This is a genomic window from Corynebacterium striatum ATCC 6940, assembly GCF_000159135.1.
Lineage (GTDB): Bacteria > Actinomycetota > Actinomycetes > Mycobacteriales > Mycobacteriaceae > Corynebacterium > Corynebacterium striatum.
In genome coordinates, this window is the sequence record NZ_GG667523.1 from 33,853 (window position 1) to 55,129 (window position 21,277).

The 21,277-nt window shown below is 59.6% G+C and carries 16 protein-coding genes, 2 tRNA genes and 1 other RNA gene; 5 read left to right on the forward strand and 14 right to left on the reverse strand.

The window, feature by feature from the left end:
- Window positions 1-15 precede the first annotated feature (15 nt).
- From HMPREF0308_RS07670 to ffs, 3 genes are all read right to left on the reverse strand, one after another.
- Window positions 16-378 carry a suppressor of fused domain protein gene (locus tag HMPREF0308_RS07670; protein WP_005530360.1) on the reverse strand — a complete coding sequence of 121 codons (363 nt, stop codon included), beginning with the start codon at window positions 376-378 and terminating at the stop codon, window positions 16-18.
- A 183-nt stretch (window positions 379-561) separates the two neighbouring features.
- Window positions 562-1,833 (reverse strand): aspartate aminotransferase type Ic, encoded by a 1,272-nt coding sequence (locus HMPREF0308_RS07675; protein ID WP_005530362.1) that lies wholly within the window; start codon window positions 1,831-1,833, stop codon window positions 562-564.
- Window positions 1,834-1,933: 100 nt separating this feature from the next.
- An RNA gene (ffs, locus tag HMPREF0308_RS13070) (signal recognition particle sRNA small type) lies at window positions 1,934-2,030 on the reverse strand.
- Between the two features lie 184 nt (window positions 2,031-2,214).
- Between ffs and HMPREF0308_RS07680 the strand changes: the two genes are divergently transcribed.
- Together HMPREF0308_RS07680 and HMPREF0308_RS07685 are read left to right on the forward strand one after the other, a co-directional pair.
- A tRNA-Ser gene (locus tag HMPREF0308_RS07680) sits at window positions 2,215-2,303 on the forward strand.
- A gap of 342 nt (window positions 2,304-2,645) precedes the next feature.
- Window positions 2,646-2,734 (forward strand) — tRNA-Ser (locus HMPREF0308_RS07685).
- 82 nt (window positions 2,735-2,816) lie between these two features.
- Here the strand turns inward: HMPREF0308_RS07685 and HMPREF0308_RS07690 are convergent.
- The 3 genes from HMPREF0308_RS07690 to HMPREF0308_RS07700 are packed head-to-tail and all read right to left on the reverse strand — an operon-like array spanning window position 2,817 to window position 7,990.
- On the reverse strand, window positions 2,817-3,341 hold the full coding sequence (locus tag HMPREF0308_RS07690; RefSeq protein ID WP_034657260.1) for a methylated-DNA--[protein]-cysteine S-methyltransferase: 525 nt from the start codon (window positions 3,339-3,341) through the stop codon (window positions 2,817-2,819).
- 21 nt (window positions 3,342-3,362) lie between these two features.
- Window positions 3,363-5,411 carry a YhgE/Pip domain-containing protein gene (locus tag HMPREF0308_RS07695; RefSeq protein ID WP_005530365.1) on the reverse strand — a complete coding sequence of 683 codons (2,049 nt, stop codon included), beginning with the start codon at window positions 5,409-5,411 and terminating at the stop codon, window positions 3,363-3,365.
- Window positions 5,411-7,990: a YhgE/Pip domain-containing protein gene (locus HMPREF0308_RS07700; RefSeq protein ID WP_005530366.1), complete on the reverse strand. Its 2,580-nt coding sequence runs from the start codon at window positions 7,988-7,990 to the stop codon at window positions 5,411-5,413. The genes HMPREF0308_RS07695 and HMPREF0308_RS07700 overlap by 1 nt, the downstream gene beginning before the upstream one ends.
- Window positions 7,991-8,463: 473 nt before the next feature.
- Here HMPREF0308_RS07700 and HMPREF0308_RS07705 point away from each other — a divergent pair, with 473 nt between their 5' ends.
- Both HMPREF0308_RS07705 and HMPREF0308_RS14190 read left to right on the forward strand, forming a co-directional pair.
- On the forward strand, window positions 8,464-10,281 hold the full coding sequence (locus HMPREF0308_RS07705; RefSeq protein ID WP_005530367.1) for an acyltransferase family protein: 1,818 nt from the start codon (window positions 8,464-8,466) through the stop codon (window positions 10,279-10,281).
- 9 nt (window positions 10,282-10,290) lie between these two features.
- Window positions 10,291-10,455 (forward strand): hypothetical protein, encoded by a 165-nt coding sequence (locus HMPREF0308_RS14190; RefSeq protein ID WP_005530368.1) that lies wholly within the window; start codon window positions 10,291-10,293, stop codon window positions 10,453-10,455.
- A gap of 21 nt (window positions 10,456-10,476) precedes the next feature.
- On the opposite strand, the gene HMPREF0308_RS07710 is transcribed toward HMPREF0308_RS14190, so the two are convergent.
- The 3 genes from HMPREF0308_RS07710 to gluQRS all read right to left on the reverse strand — a co-directional run bounded on the left by HMPREF0308_RS07710 (window position 10,477) and on the right by gluQRS (window position 13,405).
- Window positions 10,477-10,809 carry a hypothetical protein gene (locus HMPREF0308_RS07710; RefSeq protein ID WP_005530369.1) on the reverse strand — a complete coding sequence of 111 codons (333 nt, stop codon included), beginning with the start codon at window positions 10,807-10,809 and terminating at the stop codon, window positions 10,477-10,479.
- A gap of 44 nt (window positions 10,810-10,853) precedes the next feature.
- On the reverse strand, window positions 10,854-12,410 hold the full coding sequence (locus HMPREF0308_RS07715; RefSeq protein ID WP_005530370.1) for a cation:proton antiporter: 1,557 nt from the start codon (window positions 12,408-12,410) through the stop codon (window positions 10,854-10,856).
- Window positions 12,411-12,472: 62 nt separating this feature from the next.
- Window positions 12,473-13,405: a tRNA glutamyl-Q(34) synthetase GluQRS gene (gene gluQRS, locus HMPREF0308_RS07720; RefSeq protein ID WP_034657261.1), complete on the reverse strand. Its 933-nt coding sequence runs from the start codon at window positions 13,403-13,405 to the stop codon at window positions 12,473-12,475.
- 52 nt (window positions 13,406-13,457) lie between these two features.
- On the opposite strand from gluQRS, the gene HMPREF0308_RS07725 reads away from it, so the two are divergent.
- Window positions 13,458-14,894, forward strand: coding sequence for a hypothetical protein (locus tag HMPREF0308_RS07725; RefSeq protein ID WP_005530372.1), 1,437 nt, complete (start codon window positions 13,458-13,460; stop codon window positions 14,892-14,894).
- Between the two features lie 54 nt (window positions 14,895-14,948).
- Here HMPREF0308_RS07725 and HMPREF0308_RS07730 read toward each other — a convergent pair whose 3' ends face one another.
- Genes HMPREF0308_RS07730 through HMPREF0308_RS07750 form a run of 5 tightly spaced genes read right to left on the reverse strand, consistent with a single transcriptional unit; the run spans window position 14,949 to window position 21,276 of the window.
- Window positions 14,949-15,476, reverse strand: coding sequence for a hypothetical protein (locus HMPREF0308_RS07730; RefSeq protein WP_005530374.1), 528 nt, complete (start codon window positions 15,474-15,476; stop codon window positions 14,949-14,951).
- Complete coding sequence (locus HMPREF0308_RS07735) at window positions 15,473-16,486, reverse strand: TRAFAC clade GTPase domain-containing protein (protein WP_005530376.1); 1,014 nt, start codon at window positions 16,484-16,486, stop codon at window positions 15,473-15,475. Before HMPREF0308_RS07735 ends, HMPREF0308_RS07730 begins: the two co-directional genes overlap by 4 nt.
- Window positions 16,486-17,445 (reverse strand): hypothetical protein, encoded by a 960-nt coding sequence (locus HMPREF0308_RS07740; protein WP_005530378.1) that lies wholly within the window; start codon window positions 17,443-17,445, stop codon window positions 16,486-16,488. The genes HMPREF0308_RS07735 and HMPREF0308_RS07740 overlap by 1 nt, the downstream gene beginning before the upstream one ends.
- Entirely contained in the window at window positions 17,438-19,036 is a 1,599-nt protein-coding gene (locus HMPREF0308_RS07745) for a GAP1-N2 domain-containing protein (RefSeq protein ID WP_005530380.1), read from the reverse strand. The genes HMPREF0308_RS07740 and HMPREF0308_RS07745 overlap by 8 nt, the downstream gene beginning before the upstream one ends.
- Window positions 19,036-21,276: a SaeA-related protein gene (locus HMPREF0308_RS07750; RefSeq protein WP_005530382.1), complete on the reverse strand. Its 2,241-nt coding sequence runs from the start codon at window positions 21,274-21,276 to the stop codon at window positions 19,036-19,038. The genes HMPREF0308_RS07745 and HMPREF0308_RS07750 overlap by 1 nt, the downstream gene beginning before the upstream one ends.
- Between the last annotated feature and the right edge of the window lies 1 nt (window position 21,277).

A 21,277-nucleotide genomic window follows, 5' to 3' on the forward strand; every position in this document is an offset into this window, starting at 1 on the left:
TGCGGGCGGAACAAGCTAACCGGCGCGCTTCCAATCCAGGATGTCCACGCCTTGCTCGGCGACTGCTTCCTGCAGCTTGGCGACGCCTTCTTCCACCGCGTACGCATACTCCGAGTCGGTAAGCATGAGCAGTTGGCACACCAGCGTCAAGCGACCTTCTTCGGGCAGCTGCGGGACCTGCCCGCCCCACAGATAAGGAGCGATGAGCAGGCCATGGTGCACGCTCAGCGAATCTTCGGCGAGGACCTCCGGCAGCATCACGCCTGGCTGCGCGGGCAAAAGGCCCTTGGCCTTGGTGAGTTTGTCCGCGGCCGCGACGACTGCCGCAGCCACCGCCGGCTGGGTGGCGCGCGCTACGGTCAACAGCTCGCAGCGCACGTCGACCCCCTGCTCCGCATGCTTAAGCCCGGTGTCGACGTCGCCGAAGGTGGTGGTGACGGCGAGGGACTGGGCGTCGTCAAGCGCAGCTAAACCGAGCCTGCGCCCCTCGACGTTCTTAAACTCCAGCTGGGCGGGGATGGCCTGGTCAAGCCAATAAGCAGTCTCGTCGGAATTGATGGCCTAAGCCCCCAGCTTCTCCAGAGCGGCGAGCAGGACGCAGGTGGCGACGCCGTCCATCGCAGTCTCAACCTCTTCCTGCGGAGGCAGGGACGGAGCGAGGCGGATATTGCGGTCATTCGGGTCCTCGCCGTACGGGAACGCGGAACCGGCCTTGGTGAGGACGATGCCGGCGTCCTTGGCTAGCTCCCAGACGCGGGTAGCGGTGCCGTCAATGACGTCGAGGGAGATGAAGTAGCCGCCCTTTGGCTCGGTCCACTTGGCAATCTCGTACTCGCCGAGGCGGGACTCAAGGATGCGCAGGACCGCGTTGAACTTCGACGCCAGCAGCGCTGCGTGGCGGCGCATGACCGCGCGAACGCCCTCTGCAGAGCCGAAGAACTGGTGGTGTGCCAGCTGGTTGATCTTGTTCGGGCCGATACCGCGGATCTTGGCGTGGGAGAGGTACCAGTCGAGGTTCTCGCGGGAGGAGGCGAAGAAGGCGACGCCTGCGCCGGCGAAGGTGATTTTGGAGGTCGATGACATGGCCCAGAAGCGGTTCGGGTTGCCGGCCTCTGCGGCAATGTCGAGAATCGGCAGGATCTCTAGGAATTCGTCGGTGAGGGTATGAACGGCGTAAGCGTTATCCCACACGATGCGGAAGTCAGCAGCGGCGGTCTCCATGGAGGCCAGCTCCTTGGCTACCTCTGCGGAGATGGTGACGCCGGTTGGGTTACCAAACATCGGGACGGTCCACAGGCCCTTGACCTGTGGGTCCTTGACCAGTTCCTTGATGGCGTTGACGTCAGGGCCGTCTTCTAGCATCGGCACAGAGATGAGCTCAAAGCCAAAGTGCTCGGTGATTGCGAAGTGGCGATCGTAGCCCGGAACCGGGCAGATCCACTTGATGTTTTCTTCCTGCGACCACGGGCGCTCGGAGTCGTTGGTGCCGAAGGCGAAGGCCCATGAGATGAGGTCGAACATGATGTTCAGGGAGGAAGAGTCACCGGCCAGCAGCAGGTCTGGGTTGGTGTTGGTCAGCTTGCCCCACAGCTCGCGAAGCTCTTTGATGCCCTCGAGGTTTCCGTAGTTGCGCAGGTCATTGCCCGCTGCGTCGGTGTAGTTGCCGGCGCCCGGCAACTCAAGAAGGTCGTTGGACAGGCTCAGCTGGGTCTTGGCTGGCTTGCCACGGGTCAGATCGAGCTTCAGGCCCTTGGCCTTGAGCTCCTCGTAGTCCTTACGGACCTGTGTTGCGAGGTCATCGAGTTCGGGCTTTTCGAGATTGAGCAGCGACATTCCTGTCTACCTTCCGGGTTAGTTGCGGGTAGTTGCGAATATATGGCAACCAATACTAACGCTTGCGTGCAGCTTTTGTAATGTTTATCACCCAGAAAACTTAAAAGGGACCCCGCGCACCCGTCAGAGCCTCCTGACCCTTGCTGCATTCCTGCCCTGGGGGAGTTCAGAGGATGGACGCCACGCGGAATCCTGCCGATAAGCCTAGCGTGCTAGCCACGCTCGCGGCAAACCGTTATTCTTTCCGTCGCTGCGGCCCCGCTCCTCCCACCACTATGGCCACTGTTACGGGTGCCCCACTAGTGCCGGACGCAGGCCGGCCCACCCGGCGTGCGGTGTACGAATTTTTCCTTTGGGCCTGCTCGTGTAGAGTCTTCCAACGGAGGATTCGACTAGCGGCCTATGTCACACGCCTGGAACGCGTGCGGGAGTCACATCCCTCAGGGGTTCAAATCCCCTATCCTCCGCCACAGGTCCCAGCTCTTCGGAGTTGGGACCATTTACGTTTTTGGGCCCGGCGGCACGGAAGGGCCAAATGGTGAGGTACAGATGGTGAGTTCGCCACTCAACAGCCCCAGCAGTTAACAGCACCCCCATCCGTAAAGGGTCGACCTCACCATTTGAACGTGACCTCACCATTTGGACGCTGGGCTCGCACGGATTGCACTCAGGCCGCGGGATTCACGCTCAGCCCGAATGGTTTGCACTCGGCCCGCGTGGCTCGCGGGCGGCCCACGCAATTTGAGGGCCATCTTTCCCCTATTGACCTGCGGATTTTGCCACTCCAGACAAGGCTGATAATGTTTTCCAACGGAGGATTCGACTAGCGGCCTATGTCACACGCCTGGAACGCGTGCGGGAGTCACATCCCTCAGGGGTTCAAATCCCCTATCCTCCGCCACAGGTCCCAGCTCTTCGGAGCTGGGACCATGTTTCGTTTTCAGCAGCCAGGAGCTGCAGCGCTGACAAGGGGCCTAAGAAGGTCAGAACTCCAGCGCACCGCTTTCCAAGCACAGCAGCAACTCCTTTGCGGCCACGCCGCCACGGTAGCCACCGAGGCTGCCGTCACTGCGCAGCACCCGGTGGCACGGCACGATGATCGGCACCGGGTTGCGGGCGCAGGCGCTGCCCACGGCGCGGACGGCCTTGGGGTTTGCGGCGGCATCGGCAAGCTGGGCATAAGTGGAGGTCGCGCCGTATGGAATGTCCGACAGGAGTCTTTGCACGCGCTGACGGAAGCCCGAGGTGAGCGACTCATCGATGGGCACACTGAAGGTGCGGCGCGCGCCTGCGAAGTACTCGGCGAGCTGCGTTACGGCAAGAGTCAGTCCTGGGCTGGTGCCCTTGGACACCGGGCCGATCTTGTCATTAAGACGTGCCAGCACTTTCGCAGAGTCTTCGCATGCGAAGGCCAGATAGACCACACCCCACTCAGTCGCCGCCACGAGGAGTTCGCCCACAGGCGAGTCGACGTAACGATAGGTAACTGAGCGGGGTGTAGATGCCATGCCGGCGATTCTAGTGCGGTATTACATCAGCTTGGTCTTTGCCAACTCTGCATTGAGGTTGGTGGTGTAGGCGTTGAGCGGTTTGTGGAGCACGATGCCAAGGAAGAGCATTGGGACAATAAAGAGGAGCAAGACCAGCAGCGAGAGCCAGTAATCCGCGTGGTAGACGCCAGCAATAGCGGCGCGGAAGGCGCGAATCGTGTACGTCGCCGGCAACCACGGGCTAATGTTTTGGAACCACTCCGGCAGGAGCTGCAGCGGGTAGGCGCCACCCGCACTAGAGACCTGGATGACGAGCAAGAGCACGCCGAGCGCCTTGCCCGCGTTGGCGAAGGAAACCACGAACGTATAAATGATCATCATGAACACGGTCGAAGAAACCCAGGCTGCAAGCCACAGCAAGAACGGGTGTGCGGGTTCTAGCTGCACGAAGAAGATAAGGCCCAGGGAGAGCAGCGTGGACTGCAGGAAGCCGATCATCGCGAAGATTCCAAAGCGGCCAAAGAAGCGCTGCACCACAGAATAAGACTTATCGGTGACATCCGTGCGCAAAGTGACCGCCGTCAGCAGCGCCCCCACCCACAGCGCCAGGGTGGTGTACAGCGGCGCCATACCAGCGCCGAATGCTGCGACTGGGTAGACCGGTTGACGGTCAACCGCAACCGGCGAGGCGATGAAGCCGGCTAACGCGTCCGGGTTGGAGCCCACCAGTTTGGCCAGCTTGGAGAAGTCGCCTGTCTTACGGGCGTTGCCCAGCTCGTCTTTGAGCTCACCGAAGCGCTCGCCATCACTGTCGAGCTCCGAGGCCAACGTAGTAAGGGCATCGCGCGCGCCAGTCAGAGTCTCGGTATCGAGGCTGATGCCGGATCCCTGCGTACCAATGTCTTGACCAACTCGCTGTAAGGAGGACTGCAACTGCCCCACCGAGGTGCGCAGTTGGGAGTTGCGGCTTCTCTCAATTGCCTCCTTGGCACGGTCGATGGCAGAGAAGTCCGGTTTCTCGGTGCCCGGCGCGTTGGCTGCGGCGACTAGGCGAGAATGCACCGCTTCCTGTGCGGCAATCGCCTCATCCAAGTTGCTGGTCAGCTGGGCGGCCTCCGCAGGCAGCACCGGCTTAACGTCGGTGTTGATACGGTCGCGCAGCCCCTTGTAGGCGTCAATCTGGCCCTGAACCTGCCCCGCCAAGGTGTTGAGCGTTGCTTGCATCGAGGCTCGCGAGGTGGAGGCGGAATCATAAAGGGCATCGATACGCTGGCGGACGACGTCGTAGCTGTCCGCGGTCTGCGAGAGTGCGGCGTCGAGTGATTCGGTCGAAAGGTTCAGCTCGCCGCTCGGCGCATCAAGCGAAGGACGCGGGGCATTCGCAATGCGCTGCGCGCTTTCCACCAGTGGCACCGAAGAGTCCACGAGGCTGGCCATGGAGCGCGCCGTGCGCGCACCGGTGTGCAGCTGCGCCTCAATGCCGTCGGCGCGAGTCTCGATACGTTTGAGGGCCGCTTGCGTATCGCCTTGGTTGAGGTAGTCGTCGAGGGAGGAAATGAGGCCGAGGGAGACGTCGCCAAGCGTGTGCGTAAAGGACTCCGCAATTTGGGAGGAAACACCCTCCGCACCCTGGTTGGTGATCTTCGGCGCCAGCGCGTTCTTCTTCTCGTTGGTGTACAGCGAGATCTCAGTCGGCTTGGCGCCTTCCGCGTAGAAGGTCATCATGTCCGAGCTAAAGTGCTCCGGCAAAACGATGGCGGCGTAGTATTCGCCGGACTTAGTTCCGTCTAGTGCATTCTCCGGATCAGTGATGATCCAGTCCAGCTTGTCGTTGGCGCGCAGCTGCGAGAGCACCTGCTCGCCCACGTTCAACGGAACGGGGAAGATATCGCTCTTGTAGCCGGTATCCTCGCTGGCTACAGCGACCTTGAGCTGACCGGTGTTGGAGAAGGGATCCCAGCTGGCCAGCACGTTGAACCAAGTAAACAGCAACGGAATGACCACGAGGCCAAAGAGGATGACGGCAGCCATCACGTTCTTGGTTGCGCGACGGAGATCGTCGAGGAAGATTTCACCAATCTTTTTCATTACTCCTCCTCAACAGAAACGGAAGCGGCAGCCGTTGCCGAATGCACGCCCTCGCCGCGTGCGGCGACAGAATGCTGCAGCTCTTCCTCGTCCAGATCCACGAGCTCCGCAGACTGTGCCAAGCTCTGCCGCAGGTACTCAAGCGTGACCGCGATGGCCAGAATCACCAGGCACCACAGCGTCCAAATGCCCAGCAGGAACGGCTTCTGCGAAGGAACCAACGCGGCGATGATCCCCAGCACCACCATGCCCACAAAGCCCACCACGGCGGCAATGCGAATCCAGTGCTGATAGTCGTGTTGGCGTTTTTCCAAGTCGGCCACGAACTCTTCCTTGCCCTGCAACGCCTTGATGACGTCGGCGAAGCGGTAGCCATCGCCGACAATCTGCACGTTTTCCGCCGCGATGAGATCCGTCTTGGCCAACTCGCGGTTAAACAGCAAGTTGAAGTGCGCGAAGCTGCGACGGCCGATAAGACCCAGGATGAAGGAGGTCACGAACATGAGCGCGAGCACCGCCATGAACTTCCAGTAGTGCAGCCCATAGAAGCCACCGATGGTCTCACGCATTGCGTCGATACCGTAGGAGAACGGCAAAAGCGGATAAATCGCACGGAAGAAGGTCGGCATCAGCTCAATCGGGTACAAGCCGGAGGCACCAGGGATCTGCACAGTGACGAGTACCACGGCGAGACCCCGGCCCACGTGGCCCAGCGCCGTCGATAGCGCATAGATGATGCTGAGATAGGCCAAAGAGATCAGCATGCCGGTGGCCACGAAGCCCACCGGGCTCACGGTCTGCACGCCGATGGCGAGGTCGCCCACGGTTACGATGGCGGCCTGCACCAGAACCAGCAAGGCCATCAGCATGAAGCGGCCAAGGTAGGCCTGTCCCACGGTCAGGCGCTTGAAGCCCTCGAGGTCCACCTCCACGCGGATGATGACCATGAGCACGAAGGCGCCAATCCACAGGGAGAGGTTGGTAAACAGCGCGGCCATCGCGGAACCATAGGAGCCCACCGGGTAGACGGGCTCACTCTTGACCTCGACTGGATCGGCAAAGAAGTTGCCGATTTCCTCGGAGTTCAGGCCGGTAATGGTCTGCAACTCCTTGGTTCGCGAGGTCGCAGTGATAGCTCGCACGTCATCGCGCGCGCCCTCCACGCCTTTCTCAAGGGAAGCCAGGTCGGAGTCAAAGGACCTCACCGCATCCTGGGTGGCGCCGAGCTGCTTGGCGACGCCGTCGACCAAGCGTTGCGCTTCCTTCATCGTTGCTTTCTGGGTCTCCAGCGTGGCCGAGAATCCACCCACCTTGGAGCTCAAGTTGCTCATTGCGCGGTTGAGCTCGGGCACGGACTTGTCCACAGCATCCGACAGCGCCTGCGAGGTCTGCTTTGTGTCCTGTGCGGCCTGGTTGACCGCGTCCGCGGTGGACTTGATGGACTTGGCCGTTTCATTGCTGTCATTGCTGAGCGCCTGCAGGTTGCCTAACAGCTGCTTGTTCGCGGCGTTGCCATCTTCCAGGGTGGAGATGGCGTCGTTCAGTGGGCCCGCTACCGAAGGGGAAATCGCGGGCGAGTTTACAATGCCGCGCAGTTGCTTGATGGACTTGTCGCCAGCAGAGATGGCGTCGTTAGTCTGCTGGGTTGCAGAGTTGAAGCGCGAATTAGCTTGGTCCAGCCGTGCGGTGATGTCGGCGACCGATTCCTGAGCACGGGACGTACCTTCCGCCAGGCCAGTCGCGCCCTCCACAAAGGCTGAGGTTAGCGAGTCGGTGTAGCCGGTGACGTTACCTTGAGCATCGGAGATAATGCCCTGGACGTCCCCCAGCGCAGCCTGCGCATCCGTCATTGCCTGCTCAACGTCGCTTAGCGTCTGCTTGGCGCCCGACATAGAGGACTGGGCGGTGCCGAGCTTATCGCCTACTCGCTGCAGATCGCTGCGTGCCGATTCAATATTGTTAGCGGCCTTATCGAAGGCGCCCTCAGAGCGCTGGCGAGACTGCTGAATCTTGTTCTGGAATTTATTTCCCTCGTCGCGCACGTTGGAGGCCGCGGCCTCGGCTACCTGTTCCTTGAACGCAGAGGTGATTTGCTTATCCAGGCTCGATGCAGCGGTATCGGTGATCTTTGGGGCGATCGCGCTGGCTTTTTCGTTTACACGATACTCCAGGGCCGGCTGGGTGTATTGCCCGTTAAGCGCGCCCAGCAGCTCCGAGCTGAAGTCGGAGGGGATGGTGATGGTGGCGTAGGTATCGCCGCGTTCGAGCGATCTCTCTGCAGCTTCTGCGTCGAAGAACTGCCAGCCCAGCTGATGGTTCTCGCGGAGCTGTTCTGTTACTTGTTTTCCTACGTCGATACGGCCCGTGACCTCAGAAAATCCGCCCTTGTCCTCATTGACAACGGCGACCTTGATGTTTTCGGTTGCTCCGTACGGGTCCCAAAAAGCTGCAATGTTCACCCACGAGTAGAGGGCAGGTGTGATGACCACGCCGATGAGGATGATCCATGCCTTTTTAGTGCGACCGAGACGGGCAATGTCTCGAGTAAAAATCTGCCAAGCGTAACGCACTAAGAACACACTACTCAGCTTTAGACAATCGGGTTAACCAGCGGCTTTATATTTCAAGGCGCGGATGAAATTTACTTCAAAAATTATTTACGCGGGAGTGATTTTGTTCGATTTTCCTAAGTTTCTACCGGCTCCCGCCGCTCGGACTTCCCCGTCAAGCATCATTCCCATTTACCAAGCTCCTAGCCATAAACGGAGTGTAGACTATCACTTCCGGCGTGCAAGCTTGCAGCGGGGCGCAACGAAAATCCCGTAAGCTTGCACCCTCGACTCGTCACTCTCATCAATTTTTGTGAAATGCCGCACATACCGGCGCAATACCCACGATGCCCTAGTGCTCGGCGTACCGAACACGCTGCGCCCCTCCATGCGGCGGGGAGTATTCCGCCCAAAACACCAAAATGTCCAGACAGAGGTTTAAAGTAATGAGGTCTCACAATCCACCCCACCCTTAACTTTGTTCCCTCGGAGGAGAATTCCGGATGCCAAGACCGGTCGATTCACACACGTCATATGTCCCCGCTATTGACGGGCTGCGCACTGTCGCCGTACTCGGTGTTCTGGCTTATCACTTGAATCCTGCTTGGCTGCCCGGCGGTTACTTGGGCGTCGGCATGTTCTTCACGCTTTCTGGCTACCTGATTACCGCCAACCTCATGCGCAGCCACCTGCGCGGCAAGGGCCTGGGCCTGCCAACCTTCTGGTTGCGCCGCTTCCGCCGCCTGGTCCCTGCGGTTGTGCTCATGCTGGCTGTGGTGCTGCTACTGACTATCTTCTTCGATCGCGCGAAACTCAGCGAGACCGGCGGGCACGCACTTAGCGCGCTGTTTTACGTCAACAACTGGCATGTCATCCTGGAAGGACAGTCCTACTTCGACCGCTTCACCGGCCACGCGCCGCTCGACCACATGTGGTCCCTGTCCGTGGAGGAACAGTTCTACCTCTTCTGGCCGCTGGTACTGTTCGTGCTGCTCAAGCTCACGCGCGGCAAGCGCAAACCGCTGGTTGCGGCCACACTCGTCCTCGCCGCGGTCTCTTTCGGCTGGATGGCTTTCCTATTCAACACCGGCACTGACGCCACCCGCGTCTACGAAGGCACCGATACTCGTGCCGGCGGTATCCTCTTCGGCGCCGCACTGGCCATCGCGCTAACCAAGGACAAAGGCTATCGCATCCCGCCGCGCGCCCTGACCATTCCGTGCGCGCTGCTGGGCGCGGTGGGTATCGGCTTCCTCTACTGGTGGCTGACCGACTACTCCCCGCACCTCTACAACTGGGGCCTGCTTGCGCTATCTGTTGCCAGCGTGGCCGTGATCACCGCGGCCTTGGATCAGCGCACACTCTTCTCCAAGTTCTTTGGCCTCGCGCCGCTGCGCTGGATCGGTGAGCGCTCCTACGGCATCTACCTCTGGCACCTGCCCGCTATCGTGTTCATCCCGGAATGGTCGGTGGCGCACCCCATCCTGGTCACCGTCGTAGCCATCGCGCTGGCGTCAATTTCCTGGTCCCTGGTGGAGGACCCGATTCGCCGCAACGGTGTGTTTGCTCCCGTCAAAAACTGGTGGGCTGAGCGCAAGGCTCTGGGCACGCCCCGCCTTGCCCTAGCCGTGCCAGCCACGGTGCTGGCGGCAGTGGTTGCTATGGGCATTCCGGCCGCATGGAACGACACCCTAGGCAAGGAGCAGCCAGCTGGTTCGCAGCAGATGGGCCTGAAGGTCGGCGGTAACGGCCCTGCTAACAAGGCGTCCGATGCGGCGGCGCCGGAAGGGGCGGCGTCGTCAAGCGCGGATCCTAGCTTCGCAGCCCCGGATCCTTCCCAAGCAGGCAAGACGCGCTGCACCACCGTCATTCACGTAGGTGACTCGACGTCAATCGGCATGTTCTCCGACGACTACATCTCCGATCCTTCGCTCAATGCCCAGGTAACCTACCAAAACGTCGGCGCTCAAGAAGTCGTCGCAGACGTCACCGGCGCCCGCTCCACCGTTGAGGCCCTCGAGGGGGATCCAACCATCCTCGACTCCGTCAACCAGCTGCTGGGCCAGGGCTACGGCGCGGAATCCTGTTGGGTCATCGGCGCTGGCGTGAACGACGCCGCCAACCGTGCCGTGGGCGGTTCCGGCGAGGAAGACTGGCGCGTGGACCAGATCATGCAGGTGCTTGGCGACGCCCCCGTGATGTGGCCGACTGCCAAGACCAACCTGGATTCCGGTGCTTACGCCAACGCCAACATGGCGCCTTTCAACGAGGCCCTGCTGCGCGCACGCGACCGCTACCCCAACCTGGTGGTTTATGACTAGGCCTCTGACGTGCACACTGAGTGGTTCCTGCCGGGCGACGACGTGCACTACTCCACCGAAGGCAACGAGAAGCGCGCCGAGTACTTTGCCAAGGCAATCGCGCTGGCATTCCCTGCTGACGGCTCCAAGCCGGACAATCAGATCGTGGCCGTGGACTTTCAGCCCACGCACTAAGAAGCTTCTTAAAAGCGCTCGTTAGAAGGCCGGTGGCTCGTAGCCATCGGCCTTTAACCATTCAATATGAGGTGGGGTGTTGTAGCCCCACTCGTTACGAGTCCACAAAAATGCCTCTTCGACTTCGGCCTCAGAGTATTCACCGTCGCGCAGATACTGCTTGAAACCATTGGGGCCGGGCTCTTTAATCCACAGCCAAATGTAGTCCAACACCGTATGGTCCCCGAGCAGCTCCTGCAGGGACTCCGGCAGGTACTCGCGTTCAGTGCGTACGCGGGATTCCAAGTCTTGATCAAAAAAGTCGTACAAGTAGTCCATGCTGTCTTCTAGCTGGGCATACTCAAATGCGTTCATGTGTGTTGCTCCTGTACGAGGCGATGTGGTTCCGGCTGCCCAGCCTAGTGAGTCTTGGTTCCGAGGGTCATACGATCGACTTCTTCGAGCACCTCATCCACGATCATGGGGTTAAAGTTGCGGTCGCGACGCAGGCGCAGCAGCTCCTGCTGCGCACCAGCCAGTGCTACCCGGCGCGCCGCAATGGCGACGTCGCGGGCCTGAATGGCCTTCTGCATACGCGTACTAGCGTCATCGCCGTCTTCGTCTTCACCAAGGCGTTCCTCGAACCACTGCGAGATATTTGCTGCGATCTCTGGATCCAATTCCTGGTACTTCTTCCGCAAGGACTGGATTCCGGCTCTACGCGCACGGCTGGTGATTTCGGTGCGCATCTTGTCCGACGCCGCCTGCGAGTACGTGGTGAGATCCAACTGCTTCATGAGCCATGGCAGCAGCAGACCTGGAATCACCATGGTCATCACGAGCACGGTCAGCGCGATGACAGAAAGCTCATCGCTGTAGGCGATGGCATCGCTAGGAATGGACAAGACCAAGGCCAGCGTGACCAGCCCGCGCATGCCGGACCAGGTCATGAGGAGGACCTCCTGCAGGCGCAGCGGGGCAAGACGGGGTTTGCCGCGCTTCTTGTTGATCAGGTAGAAGACCCACATCCACAGCAGGCGCACAACGAAGGCAACCAAGGAGAGCAAGATGCCGACGATGACGGAGTGGCCCAGGTTGGCGCCTGCCTCGTGTACCGCAGTGTTTACCGTCATGCCGATGAGGCCGAAGGCCACGCCGGTAAAGAGCAGCTCGATGGTCTCCCAGAAGGACTGGCCGGAGAGCCTATCCTCGGCCTGGATGGGCGCGCGCGAGTGCAGCTCAACTGCGGCAATCACCACGGCAATGACGCCTGAAGCATGAAGCTCTTCCGCCCCCGCATAAACGGCGAAAGGAATCACCCAAGTCAGAGCGTTGCGTGCCACGACCTCGTGCACCCTGGCAATGAAGATGGAGGCAAGGCGGCCGCTTCCCCAGCCCAGGATTGCTGCGACGACTGCGGAATAGAGGAAGCTCGTGACCGCGTCTGCCCAGGACATGTTCGAGCCATCGGTGACTGCCACGAGCGCGAGGTGGAAAGCGACAATCGACGCCGCGTCATTAAAGAGGCCTTCAGTCTGCAGCGTGGAAATGATACGGCGCGGAATGCCTGCGGGCTCGGCGACTGCCTCCACTGCAACTGGGTCGGGCGGGGCAATGGCGGCGCCGATGAGGATCGCTCCAGCAAGAGAGATGCCCGGCAGGAAAGCATATGCGGTCATGCCTACTGCCATGGTGGTTGCCACCACGAGAAGGACGGACAGGCTAAGAATTGTCATCCACTGTTCCCGGATAACTCCCCAGGAGGTCCTCCTTGCCAGCGCCCACAGCAGCGGCGGCAGGAACACCGGAAGAATCAGGTCAGTGGGAATCGTGAAGTCAGGCAGCCGCGGGATGAACATCGATAACGCGGCAAGGATAGAAAGGAGCGCTGGCCACGGCAGACCGAGTTTGTCACCTACTGCTACAACGATCACGGTCAACAACATCAAACCGATTAGGACCAGTAGCACTTCCACTCAAATCACTCCGAACACGACCGTATAATTTAGTTACTTCTTTAACAATAGTCCGCGCTTTATTAATGAATCGAAGAGTTGATCCAGATATAGGGCTCAGTCCCCACTGAGCTGGGATCGAACTGGTCCAGGAGCTCTGCCGCACTGCGTGTCTCATAGCCTAGGGATTCGGCCATGTGCGCCACGACGTCGCTTGGGCTCTGCTCTTCGAGCAGCTGCCGCAACGTCACCGCCCCATCCCTCTTTGAAAGGCGCTTGCCTTCCTCGTTCAAAACGAGCGGAACGTGGACGAACTCGGGTGCCGGTTGACCCAGCAAGGAGGCCAAGTACGCCTGCCGCGGTGCAGAGCTCAACAAGTCATCACCGCGCACGACTTGATCGACGCCTTGATAAATGTCATCGACCACTACCGCCAGGTTATAAGCCCAGTCCGTATCTGGGTTAGCAACGTCGGCCACCAGCCCGCCGCGGCGCAGGATGAAGTCATCCACGTCTCCGGTGTAATCCCCATGCAATGCGTCATGGATGGTGAACTCGGAGACCTCTGCGGCAAGCCGCAAGGAAGGCACGCGCCCTGCGGCCGCGAGCTCAGCGCGCTTAGCTTCTTTCTCTGCGCGCGTGAGATTGCGGCAGGTTCCAGGGTATTGCCCGGGGATGGCGTGCGGGGCGCGCGAGGCTTCCTGAATGTCCTTGCGGGAGCAGAAGCACTCGTAGTGCGGAAGCTGGCGCAGAGCCTCGGCATAGGCGGCATAGCGATCCTGTTGGCGGATGACTTCGCCATCCCAATCGATGCCAAGAGCCTGTAGATCTTCCAGCTGGCGCTGCGCCGACTCCTCCGATGAGCGTTGGGTGTCAACGTCCTCGACTCGGACCACAAAGCGCCTGCCTGTAGAACGGGCAAACAGCCAAGCCAACAGGGCGGTGCGCAGGTTTCCAAAATGGAGATCCCCAGAGGGGCTCGGGGCGTAGCGCCCCGCGGGGGTGTCGGTTTTCATGGGCTCTAGTGTACGAGCGAAATTTGTCTCCTCCTGCACTAAAATCTGTCCCATGCCTACCGACGTGACATTCCCTCTCCTCGATGCCGAGCGCGCAGCAGCACTGTTGGATTCGGCAAAATTGTTCTCTCCCGAAGATGGCTTCCCCGCTTCCGAGTTTGAAGAGATAACAGCAGGTATCGACCGAGTTATTGTGGATGGTCGCTTCACCGGCGCAGTTGAAGACGCACAGCCTGCCGCCGATCTCCTAGAAGCGCATAGCTTGCTTGTCGCCTCCCTACTCGATGATTCCGAGCCGACTGACTCAACCAATGGCCTACTCATCGCTGGCATCGGCATCCTAACGGGTAAGCCTGATCTAGCAAGCCGCGGCTACGCCCTCTTGGCCGATGAGTTCATGAAACTCGAGGAGTTTGAGAACGCCCGCGCCTTCGGGGAAAAGGCCGCATTTGCAGGCAACAGCTCCATTCTCACCGAGCTCAACGAACTCGAGAAACGCAAGGCCACCGAGCGAGCTGAAAGAGAAGCCGAGGAAACAGCCGCCGCTCAGGCGGCAGCAGCGCCTGAAACTAACATCCACCCAGTTGCTACCCCGAACGAAACGGCAGACTCTGATGAGGCTGGGGCGCAGAGCATCGCACAAATTTTGGCTGGCCTGCGCACGCGACTCGACGCCGCCAAGTCTGGCGATGCCCAGTCACACGCGTCCGAGTTCGTCGCTATCAACCATGCGGTCCTAAATTCTGCCTTTGCTGGCCCCTTGCAGGTCACAGCCCCCACCACAAGCCTCGATTCCAGCGCAAACACGGAGCTAAAAGAGGCACTGACTATTCTCCTCGAATCCGCAGTTGGCGCGTTGTGGGCTTCCACTTCGGATGAAGCCCGCGAAGTCGTCGCTGAGGAGTCTTACAAGATCCTGCGCCGCAACCACAAGCGGCGGGAATACCTCGAACTCCCCATCGCCATGTTGGCTCGCTTCTACGAAAATGCAGCCCGCAATATCACGGACCCCTCCGGAATAATCCGCGCCCAGTTCTACGCCGATGCCGCCCAAGAACACGCCCGTGACGGCAACGAAGAACGCGAGCTGGAGATGCTACTCAAGCAAGTAGTTCTTGGGCTCATGCAGTCCGACCTTAGTGAAGCGCACGATATCCTCGCCTCCCGCTACGTCAGTGTTCTCAAGCACACGGGGCTTCCCGTAGCCGCTAAGTGGACCGTGCTGTTTTCTGAGACGCTGCGCACTGAGGCAAACAACCTGTACAAATCCACACAGATCCTGATGGACTTCCTCGAGCGGCACCCAGTGGAGCTAGCCCAAACCGCCGCCGACTTCAATGGCCTCGGCGAGGTCGCCGAGCTCTTGGGAGATCGTTATGCCCTCGCCAACGACGCGGATAGTGCACGCCAGCGCTACCACTTTGCCTACAACCTCTTCTCCGCCGCCGGAAATGACGACGCCATGGCATCCCTGGCCAAGAAGGCCTAGCGGCAAGCCATCTCCGCATACCACACTGCGCACATGCTGTTCGCTTACAAGCGCCTAGCTTATGAAGCCAAACCATTCCTTATTGCTTGGCAGCCACAGCAGCACAATGGCCACGATTGCGGCCAAGGAAATAGGCCATACGTGCGGTAACACAATCATGAGCACGACCAGCGCTAGGACCGCAGAAAGCCAAATGCGCGCTTTATGCTGCGCATGCAACACGTAGACGCTCAGAACGCACAACGCAACCACGACGATGGAAAGCACAACACCCAGCTCAGTAGCCAGTCGCTCGATGCGATTCAGGGATTCCGACACCCGCTCCGAAGCCACGAGCTCGAAGACGTAGTACACAATGTAGGAGGAGATGCCGAGGACGATGAGCGCGGCAATCTGCAGCGTCCACGGCGCGCGCCACGCGCTCATGTCTGCGGCCTTGCGCTTTACCTGCTCCTGCTCGGCTACCTGCCCAAAGCGGTAGTCGCTGAAGGGCGCAGCCGGCGCCCCAAACCCCTGGTTACTCTGCCCTCCTTGTGGCGGATAACCGAACTGTTGATTGCCCCGCGGGCTGCCGAAAGTCACTGCACATCATCCTTAAACACACCGCGGCTGCTGAGCATCCAACGTAGAGGATCAAGAACGCGGAACGGCGCGATGCCGCTACGCGCCAGCTGCCGGCCAGTTGGCGCCTCGCCCAATGCAGAGACCGCAAAGTACTGGCGTCCATTCTGGCTGATGTTGTTGACCATATTGATGAGGTCGTTGGCCTTAAGGAAGCGCAGCAGCGAGTCAACTTCGTAGCTCAAGATGGTGGCATCATCGAAGTAGAAGTTCCAACCGGTGTCACGACGGAACGCGGCACCAGTGTTGCCCATGATTTTGGCCCACTGCGTATTCGGGTTCTGCTCGAGCTTCTGGATCGTGTCGAACTTAGAAATCGTCACCGCCAGCGGTGGTGGGGAGTCCTCGCCCATGAGGGTGATGAGGTTCTCCAGCACGCGGGTTGGTTCCGCACCCAGCTCGCCGAAGTCAGGAACCAAACCGTGCAGGTAGTCACGGATCTCTCGCTCGCGGAGCGGGTCGAAGAGGAAAATCACGAGGTCCGCGTATTTGAAGAAGGACAGCGCCTCACGGTCATCCTCACGCTCCGGCAAGTTCTCCAAGTCCTCACCTGCGACATCGCGGAACACAAGGTAATTCGTGCGCATCGTGCCTTCAGGATCTGGCCACTGGCCAAGATCGAAGATAAGCGGGTCACGCTGATACGCGTCCGTAGCCACCGCGCTCGGAGTTGGGTCCATGCTCTTCATTTCCTGGAAGAGCGGCTGCTCGTACTTTTCCTGGAAGCGCTGCTCCGTGGACTGATCCGCTGCGAATACGGAATGGTTGTGCTTATGCGCCAACTGCTTGAGCTGCTTGACCATAACGGCGGTATACAGAGACTTTCCGGAGTTACGAGCACCTGCCATGGCCACGCAATGGGTCACGGATTCGGTCCAGTTGGGCAACAACTCACGGTTGTTATACGGGCTGACGGTAGCGCCTTCTTCCAGTGGACGGAACGTCCACGGACATGCTGCCAAGCTAGCCATTAGTACTCCTCCTTGAGCATCTCGGCGACCTGATCTGACAGGCGTGCCAGGTCCTGGTTGAACTCGCTCCCCTGCTTTTCAACGGCCTCGGCGTCAATAACAACGAAGGCCACCGCGTGGTCCCCTGCAGTTACCTTGGCAAGTTCGACCTCTTGCTTAGCGATCGGGCTGACGACGATAACCACCGAAGGAATATCGCCTTTCAGCATCTGTGCCGTTGGACTATCAGTGACGTAGATAAACAGTGAGGAATTCGCAGAGAGATCCTCGCTGCGCCAACGGCGTTGACCCACGCGGTCAGCACCGGCTTCGATGACGCCACGGATGAAGCTGCGCAATTCGCTCACCACGTGCTGGTCGGTGCGCTCACGACCATCGGTTGCGATGAAGCCACTGAAGGAATCAGCGAGGGCATTGATGTACTTAGCCACCAGATCGAGCGCCGCATTGTTGACGTTGACCTGCATGGACGAGGAACTGTCGATGATTGCCGTGGCGTTCTTCAGCTCGGCGTCGTTCACCGCAGCACGCCGCATCTTGGAACGAACCTCACGTGCGGAGTCGGTAATACCCACGCCTTCAGAAGAGCCGAAGGCATCGAGGCGGAGGCGTCCACCTTCAGCGGTGAGCTCAGCCAGGCGTTCCGAGCTGTCCTCAGCACCATCGATAAGCACGCGCGGAAAGCTAACGGTGTCCTCGCCATTGGAAATGCTCAAGCGGATTTCGGTGCGCTGGCCGTAGGTTGCTGCCTCAGACGGCTTCACCTGAATCGTTGCGCGTTCCGTGATGTTGTGGATGATGTAGTACATCTTGTCGATGCGACTAAAATCCGCACCTTCACCAATGATCTCCAGCTCAATCCTCGCGCCACCTGCACCAATCTCGAAGGCTTCGACACGAATGCTGTCATTCATAGAAATGGAGCGGGAATCTCCATCCTTCAAAGTGTATTTAGCCATAGTCTTCTACCTTCCGTTGGCTTTGGACGTTGCGAGCAATCTCTTCAGCAATTTCCTTGATGAAGCGACCCAGATCGCTTTGTGAACCGATACCCATTCTGCACCGGTCTAATTTGATGACCCCGGTAAACCGCTCAACCACGAGAGCACGCGCTTGCGCGATTGTGTCGTCGTCGAGACCTCGCAAGATTTCGCGAACGAGGAGCTTATAAGGCGATTCGAACAGCTGGACCCAGGAGGCAATTGCCGCAGCCAAGGCGAGGGTGTAGTAACCCTCTGGGTAACAGGAGCGATCCAGAATCGCGAGGTGAATAGCACGGCCACGGTTGGCATTCAGGTACTTCAGCCACCACGCCGGATCGTAGTTATATAGGTGCTCGATTTCTTGCTTAGTCAGCGGCGGCACCCATGCATTGGGGCGCGGAGCTGCGCTTGGCGACGCCCGGTGTTCCACCCGTGGGTGCACCGGCGCCGGGTTCACTGGCGCTGTGGACTCTGGGGTCTCTGGCGCCGGATTGACCGGCGCAGGAGCAGCAGAGACGTCAGCAAAAGGATTGGAGCTCGTTGCGTTATAGGCACCGAGTGGCTGCTGTTCTGCGAATCCCGTCGGCTGCGGTGGCCGCGGAGCCTCTGGCAGGAATGGTGAAGCTTCGGCAGCCGGAGCTTGTGGCTCGCCAAAAGGGCGCGGCTGCTCCGCCACCGTGCTTTGTTGCGGCTGCACGGCAGAGTCATCATAGGCGCTGATATCGGGCAGGGACTCGCCCAGAACAAAGACGACCGGGTTACCTGGGATAGCACCGGCTTTAACCATCTCCATCAGGCGTAGCTTTTCACTTTCCGGGACGACGACCATGGTCGAAGCGCCCAGCGGCAGCTCAGCGATACCCGCTGGCTTTTCAAACGTGGAGTACCCGAAGCCTTGCTCGCCGACCTCGCGGGCGGTTGCGGCAATCCACAATGCCGCCTGATTTTCTGGTGCAACGAGTACCACTAGTGACTTCTTCTTGGAAGAAAGCACCTGCGCCATGGCACTGACCAAACGCGCGTTGTAGCCGGCGTCCGGATTGGGGGTCACGGACTTAAATGGCGCCGGAAGAGTGGCAGGTTTTTGGAATTCGCCAGCCAGAAAGTCGTCGATAAGTGCATCAATAGCCAGCGGGCCCTTGCGCACGATCTTCTCCGGGATTTGTACCTTGTCCACCTCGAAGATGGAGAAAGGAGTGGGCACGTCCGGGGAGAACAGTACCTGGGCTGGCGCCGGCGGAATTCCGCCGTCCGTTACGCAGGTGTACGTGAACACATTTCCACCGCGTCCCGTGGCATCGATTCCCGCCGGAACAGAGACCATGGTGACCCACTTCTCGCCTTCCTCAGTCAGCGTGAATACAGCGGTACGGTGCACCAGCTCTGCACGCTCCTGCGCGGACGGAAAGTCAGGGATGCGAGTGCCAGTGTTCAGCGTGGTCGGGACATAAGTGATGAGCTCCTGGAGCTCTTCTGACGAGATATCGCCAACCTTGGAGCCCACTCCCCAACCACCGGCACGGCCGTTTCCGCGGGAAAAGGACGCGTAGCTAAATGCGCCGCCCATTACTGCTGCCCCTTCTGATAGTCGTTGAAATCAACCGGTTGCTGGTTAAAAGCACTCGCCGGGAAGAACAAGCGGCTAGCCACGTTGCGCTCCACCACGACGGCCTTGTCATTCTCCTTGAATTCAGAATTGAACTCCGACGAGTCGAATCCACTCTGGTTGAAGGAATTAAACACGTCGTTGCTTCCCATCCCAAAGGAGTCGAATCCGCTGTCCATCGAATTGAAACCATCAACCGCGAACAAGCGCAGGTAGCCACCGCGCAGCGTGCGCTCATCGAGCTCCACAACAAAGTCAGGGTTCTGGAACGTGCTTTGTCCCAGTCCCTGGCTTGTGTACGTCGCCGTATTGGTGCCGGAGATTTTCAGCGGGTAACCATCCTCAGCGTAAAGCGGAAGGCGCTCTGGGTTGTAGACAACCTGGCAAGAAAATGGGCGCTTGTCGCCGCTGTCCAAGCTCGAGAGGTAAACACCAACTTGGCGAGTCGGGAAGTCATACAGGATGTCATACGTGACTGTCCGAAGTCCCGCGTATTCCAGAATGCGCTCCTCAGCCTCGGTACGCTCGCCTGCGTACATCGCGTAAGGACGCAGACGCACGCGGTCACTGTGGCGCTCCAGGTTCAAGCGGATGCCGCCCTGCAGCTCGTAGTCTTCCTCACGCACCGTGCTCGTGCCGCTGTTGGTGGTAACTTCCACCATGGTTGCGCCCAGTGGCCAGTTGAAGGAGATGAGCTGGCTGTCCACACGCTCGATGAGGCGGACCTCATTCTCCGCGATGGGCAGGACGCGCTGCAGAACCTTTGACTCGCCCACCCAAGCATCAGCTTCGTTGAAGTTCACCGGGGTGATGTACACCTCGTACCAATCCGGGGGCCACGCCACCGTGGTGTTTTGCGGCGAATCCGGTTGAGCAACGCCGCGCGTCTCAGTCACGGCGTCAGCAAACGCGTTCTCCACGTAGGACTTATCGATGGCCTTGGTACGCAGCTCCGGCAGCGGCGCATGCGGCGTGAGATAGATCTTGACCTCGCCGGTCTTTGGCGAGCGCCAATCGATGTCGATATTGTCATGACCTTCGACCGTGACACGCTTGCACCGAGTAATGGTCATCTTCTCGAGCTCACTGGCCAGCTTCACACGGTGCTGGACCGCGGCTTCATTAACGCTCGTCAACGTGTTGCTGCGGAACTGCGCCTGCCCCAGCAAAGACACGACCATGGTCTGGCCGGCTTCCTGGACGCGGATCGTAGCCTTGCGTCCACTGGCCTCAATGTCCTGCTCAAAGCGTGGGGAAAGCTTGTCACGCTCGTTGTCTTTGCACGCATACACGACGGCGCCCTCATGGCCATCGAGCAAATCCCAAGAGACCTGAATCGCGCCTTTGATGGTGGTGACCTTGACGTTGACCGGCGGGTAGATCACCGCGGTCTCGCCCATGAACACCGGTTGCGCACTGATGATCTCCCCAAGGTCTTTGCCCTTGTACGCCCACACCGAATAGTGGCGCAGGCCCGACTCGCCTGGGTTATGGTCACGGTATGCGAAGCCCTCTGTGATCATGAGAGTCTCGCCCGCCTCTGGCGACTCGATCATCTCTTTGTCATCAGCTACCACTCGATAGAGAACCATTTCTCCTGGCTGGCACTCCAGCGGCTCCCACCAGATACGCACGGGGTGGCGCGCATCGGAGCTCTCCTCCACCGACGGTTCGTAGCCGTACGCTTCTTCCTCCGGTATGTCCGACTGGGGCTGTGCAGCGGGAATCTCAATCTCGTAGTGCATCTCTGGGGCAACCCAGCCCGCAGCCTGGCGGCCTTTATAAGGCACTTTAAATGCAGATGCAGGGAGATTGGTGTAATCATCCTCGTTAACTTGGGTGCGAGAATCCTTTGCCGCTTCCAGTTTTGCCAACTCTGCCGCCCAGTCAAACACTTTCTTGGGCTTCTGTGGCTGAGGTGATTCGTTGTGGGGGCTCATATCTTTAATCTCCGAAGTCTCGGACTGGATAAAGTTTCCGGTAACCTCCGCCTGTGGCTCCGGGTTGAGGTTGCGCGCAAAAAGCTCTGGATGCTCCACGTTCTCACCGCTGAACACTGCTGCGATTTGCTCAGCGAACTGAGCAAACTCAGGCGACAATGCGTTACGTACGTCGTCGACAGTAACGCTGCGCATCGCGTGCAAAGGCATCAGCTGTGACAGCGGAATATCCGTGATCTTTGCTGGCTGGGATTGCGTCATC

Excerpts from the sequence above, each read along its gene's own strand:
- HMPREF0308_RS07675 (WP_005530362.1), bottom strand. The coding sequence starts at position 1,833 with ATGTCGCTGCTCAATCTCGAAAAGCCCGAACTCGATGACCTCGCAACA.
- HMPREF0308_RS07690 (WP_034657260.1), bottom strand. The coding sequence starts at position 3,341 with ATGGCATCTACACCCCGCTCAGTTACCTATCGTTACGTCGACTCGCCT.
- HMPREF0308_RS07695 (WP_005530365.1), bottom strand. The coding sequence starts at position 5,411 with ATGAAAAAGATTGGTGAAATCTTCCTCGACGATCTCCGTCGCGCAACC.
- HMPREF0308_RS07705 (WP_005530367.1), top strand. The coding sequence starts at position 8,464 with ATGCCAAGACCGGTCGATTCACACACGTCATATGTCCCCGCTATTGAC.
- HMPREF0308_RS07710 (WP_005530369.1), bottom strand. The coding sequence starts at position 10,809 with ATGAACGCATTTGAGTATGCCCAGCTAGAAGACAGCATGGACTACTTG.
- gluQRS (WP_034657261.1), bottom strand. The coding sequence starts at position 13,405 with ATGAAAACCGACACCCCCGCGGGGCGCTACGCCCCGAGCCCCTCTGGG.
- HMPREF0308_RS07725 (WP_005530372.1), top strand. The coding sequence starts at position 13,458 with ATGCCTACCGACGTGACATTCCCTCTCCTCGATGCCGAGCGCGCAGCA.
- HMPREF0308_RS07735 (WP_005530376.1), bottom strand. The coding sequence starts at position 16,486 with ATGGCTAGCTTGGCAGCATGTCCGTGGACGTTCCGTCCACTGGAAGAA.
- HMPREF0308_RS07740 (WP_005530378.1), bottom strand. The coding sequence starts at position 17,445 with ATGGCTAAATACACTTTGAAGGATGGAGATTCCCGCTCCATTTCTATG.
- HMPREF0308_RS07745 (WP_005530380.1), bottom strand. The coding sequence starts at position 19,036 with ATGGGCGGCGCATTTAGCTACGCGTCCTTTTCCCGCGGAAACGGCCGT.
- HMPREF0308_RS07750 (WP_005530382.1), bottom strand. The coding sequence starts at position 21,276 with ATGACGCAATCCCAGCCAGCAAAGATCACGGATATTCCGCTGTCACAG.